This is a genomic window from Propioniciclava sp. (assembly GCF_036744435.1).
In the GTDB taxonomy this organism is placed as follows: Bacteria; Actinomycetota; Actinomycetes; order Propionibacteriales; family Propionibacteriaceae; genus Propioniciclava.
Genome location: NZ_DAIOIA010000014.1, coordinates 1 through 5,017, shown reverse-complemented (window position 1 = coordinate 5,017; position 5,017 = coordinate 1). Strand labels below are relative to the sequence as shown.

Here is a 5,017-nt window from a genome sequence, read left to right as displayed (position 1 = left end):
TCGCCGCACGGTGAGACGATGAGTTCGCCGCACGCGCCCTGTCTGAGGACGCCGTCACGCGAAGGAGGCGGCGCATGAGATCGTCCGGTCTCGCGTTCAGGCTGCTGCTCGTGTTCGGCGGCGGAGCGCTCGGGACGCTGGCCCGTTACCTGCTCGGGGTGGCGATCCCGCACGTCACCCACGAACCGCCGAACTGGTCGGTGTTCGTGGCCAACCTCGTCGGCGCGTTCCTGATGGGGATCGTGGTGACCGCTCCGTTCGGGAGCCGCCGCCTGGACCTGGAGCACTGGCGGCTGCTGCTCGGCACCGGCGTCTTGGGCGGGTTCACCACCTACAGCGCCTTCACCGTCGACATCGCCGGGGCGGCCGCCTCGGTCGTCGACCCGCTGTACGCATGGCTGATCTGGTTCGTCCTGGGCCAGGTCGTCGCCGGCATCGCTCTGGCGGGTGCCGGGATAGCGCTGGGGCTGCGGCTGTGGCCAGCGAAGGACGCCTCATGACGTGGCTGTGGGTGATGCTCGCCGGCGGCGTCGGCTCCGTGCTGCGCTATCTCCTGGTGCTCGGCCACGAGGCCTTCCTGCGGTCCCGGCGGCGTCCGGTCTCCGTCGACGACGAGACGCTCCCGACCGTGACCGGCACGTTCGTCGTCAACGTCGTCGGCGCCCTGGTCATGGGCGTCGTGATCGCGGCGACCGGTGCGATGGAGGCCCAACCGGTCCTGACGACGGGCCTGCTGGGCGGCTTCACGACCTTCTCGGCGGCCTCGCTCGAGACGGCCCGCGACTGGCGCGCCGGACGCCGGCTGCGCGGCATCCTGATCCCCGTCGCGATGATGGTCGCCTGCGTTCTCGCCTTCTGGGTGGGGCTCATGGCACCCGGTCCCGCGGTGTGCGCGGTCGCTGCGGGATCGCCCGTGTGCACCCTCTTCGTCCGCTGAGGGCAACCTCCTGGCAACTGAACGCGAAGTGCGACGATGACCCGGTGAGCGTTCCACCCAGCCCCGGTTCTCCCCTGCGCAATCCCGGGTTCCGGCTGTTGTGGGGCGGCCAAGCGCTCAGCCAGTTCGGCTTCCAGTTCCAGACGCTGGCCATGCCGGTGATCGCGGTGACGCTGCTGCACGCCACCGAGGCCGACATGGGCTACCTGAACGCCGCCAACACCGCCGCCTTCCTACTAGTCGGACTGCTGGCGGGCGGCTGGGTCGACCGGATGCGCAAGCGACACGTCATGATCGTCGCCGACGCCGTGCGCGCCGTCGCCATCTGCGCGATCCCGCTGCTGTGGAGCACGGGCTCCCTGCAGGTGTGGCACCTGTACGTGGTAGCGGGGATCGTGGGAGTGGCGACCGTCTTCTTCGACGTCGGCTACCAGAGCTACCTGCCGATCCTGGTGCCCAGCGAACAGGTCGGGCGGGCCAACGGGATGCTGGAGGGGGTGGCGCAGGTCGCCCGCCTGGGCGGCCCCAGCGTGGCCGGGGGCCTGCTGGCGGTCTGGCCGCGCCGTGGCTGATGGTGATCAACGCCGTCGGGTTCGCCTGGTCGGCCCTGCTGTTGCTGTTCATCCGCGACGAGGAGCGTCCCCGGCCCTCATCCGAGCGGCAGAACCTTCTGGTGGAGATCCGCGAGGGCATCGTCTTCGTCGCCGGGCAGCCATTGCTGCGCGTCCTGGTGGTGTCCACCGCACTGAGCAACCTGGGCTCCACCATCATCTTCACCCTGTTGACGCTGGTGGTGCTCCGCGACGTCGGGCTGGCCCCCGAGCTGCTGGGCTTCATGTTCTCCGCCGGGGCGGTGGGCGGCATCGCCGGGGCGTTGTTCGCCTCGCGCATCGCCGAACGCCTCGGGGAGGGACCGACGCTGCGGGCCAGCACCCTGCTGGGCGCCGCCGGGATCGCCGTGTTCGCGGTGGCCACGTTCCTGCCGGTCTCGGCCGTCCTGCCGGCCCTCCTGGTGGCCGAGTGCACCACCAGCCTGGCGGTCGTGGTGTTCAACATGGTGCAGGTGACGGCGCGGCAACGGCTGTGCCCGGCCCCGCTGCTGGGCCGCATGAATGCGTCCATCCGTTTCGTGGTGTGGGGCATCATGCCCGTCGCCTCGCTGACGGCGGGCTGGCTGGGGGCCGTCATCGGGGCCCGTCCCACGTTGGTCGTCGGGGCGCTGATCCAAGTGCTGTCCGCGGTTCCTTTCCTGGTCAGCCGATACGGGTCTCAACGCGAACTGCCTCGACATCCCGAGGAGGGGCCGGCCCGCTAGGGTGAGCGGAGCCTTCCCATCCTCGAGGAGACCGATGCCCCCACCCACCCCGCACGGTCGGCCCCGCGGCCTGATCCTGATCTGGTCGTTTCCCGTGCTCGTCCTCCTGCTGTTCCTCGCACTCGGCGCGGCCGCCATGGTGACGGGCGCATCCACGCTCGCCGCCATCCTCGTCCTGCTGGGGCTGGGGTCCGTGCCGTTCACCGTGCCCCGGCTGCGGCAACCCCCCGCCGGGGCACCCCGCGACACCGTCACGGTCGAGGTCGGCGCCCACCCCCGGCTGGCCGACACCCTGACCCGCGCCGCGCGGGCGGCCGGGGCGCCGACCCCGCAGGCAGTGCTCCTGGACCAGGGCTTCGGCGTGGAGGTACCCGACGCGACGCACCCTGACACCCTCATCGTGGGCCACCCGCTGTTCGTCCTGCTCGGCGCGGACGAGTTCGAAGCGATGGTCGCCTATGCGTTGGCCCGCCCCGCACCCGACCCCGTCAGCACCGCGCTCGAGGCGAACGCCGCGGCGCAGGGGGCGATCGGGAGGCTCCAGGCCAGGCTGTACGCGTCCACGCTGACCGCCGGTCAGCGGACCGCCGACGCCGAGGCCCGCGCCGCCGCCACCCGCCTCACCTCCGCCGCAGCGCTGGACCACGGCCTCACCGTGGCCGACCAAGCAGCCACCAGCGTCCACGTGTCCCCCTACGTCGACCTGTTCGACAACGCCCGCTCCCGCGCCCCGCTCGCCGAGGCCGTCCGGCAGATCGTCGCCGCCAGGACGCCGCTGCAGCTCCCCGGCACGCCCGCGTCGTCGCTGTTCAGCGACGGGGAGGACTCGCTCGTGGCCCTCGAAGAGAGATTCTTCGCGCCCGACTTCCCGCTGACCGACTGGCCGCGCGTGGCCGGCCTGGCGGCACCGTCGGCGTCCTGGGACAACCTTGCCGAGGCGATCCGCCTCGACGAGTCCCCGTCCCCGCGCTCCGTCCTGACCCGCGACGAACTGGCCGACGAGTGGGATCTGAGGGCTGCCGCGCACGTCGCCTTGAGCACCACCGCCTCGCGGCCCGACTGGGGCGCCGTCAGCAACTTCTACCTCGACTGGGACGACCCGGCCGGGCTCGACTCGGCCATCGCGGCCGCCCACAAGCAGGGAGACGCGGCACCGGTGGTGGCCTTCCTGGAGGCCGCCGGGGGCGACCTCGACGCCACGCCCGTCCACCACCTCGACAGCCTCTACTTGGGGACGGCCTCCGACCTCGACGTCTCAGGCACCCGCGCCGACTGGGTCCGCGCCGACGTCCACGTGTTCGGCGACGGGCTGCTGGTGCTGCCCGTCGACCCCGACCAGGACTCGCTGGCCCGGGCCCGCTCCGTCGCCCGGCGCCCTCAGGAAGACTCCCGGGCGCTGCCGGGAGCCCAGTGGTATGCGGCCGCCGAGATCGCGGGCGTGATGCATATCGAGGGCATGGAGATCACGCTCGGCGACGGCTCGATCATTCAGGCCGGCGACACCGGCTCGACGTCCAGCTATCCGGCCGAGCACACCCTCGACCGGGCGCTGGCGGGCATGCTGCTCGCGGGCGGGGTCCCCTGGACGCGCGTCTGGAACGACCTCCTCTAGCGCGCTCGGGCCTCGGCCTACAGCGGCCGGCTAGCGGGACAGCGTGAAGGGGGCCGCGCTCCCGTTGCCCGCGTGGATGTCGTAGCGGACCGCCCCAGCCACCTGCGCCCCGTACTCCTGAATGCTCAGCTTGCCGGGCTCCACCGAGTCGTCGAAGGTGGCGTTGCGCACGACCACCGTTCCGACAGTGCCGCGGCTGCCGCCCACGTTGAGGTGGCGTCCGGTGTTCCCGGTGGGGCTATACCCCAGCAGCAGGGTCGGGTCGATGAAGTTGAGGTTGCCGGAACAGTTCTCCAGGTTGATGCCCGGTGACCACCCGGACGCAGCCTGCGCCACATCGCTGTGGTAGAGCCGCTCCGACCAGATGTCGGTGCACTCCCACCAGGTCGGCATGCCCACCGAGGTGTGATGCAGCCACGTGTCGGTGACGATGGTGAGCTGGTTGCGGTTGAACATCAGCGGCGACGTTCCCACAGCGACGCCCGTCCGGTAGTCGCGGCCGTCGACCTCGACGTTCCGCACCGAGATCCGCGACCCCGAGTAGGCGGTGATGGCGGCGGCCTCCCCCGGCGGCTGGGCCGTCCAGCCGCGATGCGCACCCTGGAACCGGATGGCCTGGAAGGTCGCGTCGCTGCCGGTGACCTGGATGCCGTTGTAGGCCACGTCGCCGAAGCTGCGCCCCCGCATCGTGAAGTTGCCGAAGTAGGCGCCGTCGGTCACCGACTCGATGACCTTCTCCTGCAGGCCCCCCGCGTACGTCTGGCGTCCGGCCCGGAAGGAGGACGCCGACGGCTCCACCACCGCCCCGGGCCCGAGCCCGGCGATGCCGCGCGTGACCCGGACCATCGCCCGCCAGGCGCCCGGCGTCGTGAACCCGCGCGAGGAGTCGATCGCGTAGGGGCGCTCGTCTTCGGGCAGCACCAGGATGTCCCGAGGGCCCAGTTCGGCCACCGCATCCTGCACGGTCTTGTTCAGGCTCCGAGCCCAGCGCCAGCGCACCAGATTCGCATCCGCGGGCAGATAGTAGAGGTCGGTGACGTTCGTGATCGAGCGCGGACCGATCTCCATCCACGACTCGGCGGGGGTGGGCTCGAAGGAATCCGCGCCGCCGCCGACGTCACCTCCCGCCCAGGCCTGCACCGGCAGGCCTGCC

At 71.7% G+C, this 5,017-nt stretch carries 6 protein-coding genes; 5 read left to right on the top strand and 1 reads right to left on the bottom strand.

The window, feature by feature from the left end; translation table 11 throughout:
• The first annotated feature begins 74 nt into the window (after window positions 1-74).
• From V7E09_RS03250 to V7E09_RS03230, 5 genes are read left to right on the top strand one after another with little or no spacing between them, the layout of a single operon-like run.
• Window positions 75-500, top strand: a complete 426-nt coding sequence (locus V7E09_RS03250; protein WP_324523016.1) for a fluoride efflux transporter FluC — start codon at window positions 75-77, stop codon at window positions 498-500.
• On the top strand, window positions 497-937 hold the full coding sequence (locus V7E09_RS03245) for a fluoride efflux transporter FluC (protein ID WP_324510874.1): 441 nt from the start codon (window positions 497-499) through the stop codon (window positions 935-937). Before V7E09_RS03250 ends, V7E09_RS03245 begins: the two co-directional genes overlap by 4 nt.
• 44 nt (window positions 938-981) lie before the next feature.
• Window positions 982-1,509: an MFS transporter gene (locus V7E09_RS03240; protein WP_324510873.1), complete on the top strand. Its 528-nt coding sequence runs from the start codon at window positions 982-984 to the stop codon at window positions 1,507-1,509.
• The gene (locus tag V7E09_RS03235) at window positions 1,509-2,252 is read left to right on the top strand and encodes an MFS transporter (RefSeq protein WP_324523014.1); all 744 of its coding nucleotides are present in this window, start codon (window positions 1,509-1,511) and stop codon (window positions 2,250-2,252) included. Before V7E09_RS03240 ends, V7E09_RS03235 begins: the two co-directional genes overlap by 1 nt.
• A gap of 34 nt (window positions 2,253-2,286) precedes the next feature.
• Window positions 2,287-3,864, top strand: a complete 1,578-nt coding sequence (locus V7E09_RS03230) for a hypothetical protein (RefSeq protein WP_324523013.1) — start codon at window positions 2,287-2,289, stop codon at window positions 3,862-3,864.
• A gap of 30 nt (window positions 3,865-3,894) precedes the next feature.
• Here the strand turns inward: V7E09_RS03230 and V7E09_RS03225 are convergent.
• The coding region (locus V7E09_RS03225; RefSeq protein ID WP_324523012.1) for a hypothetical protein at window positions 3,895-5,017 on the bottom strand (1,123 nt) is incomplete at its 5' end.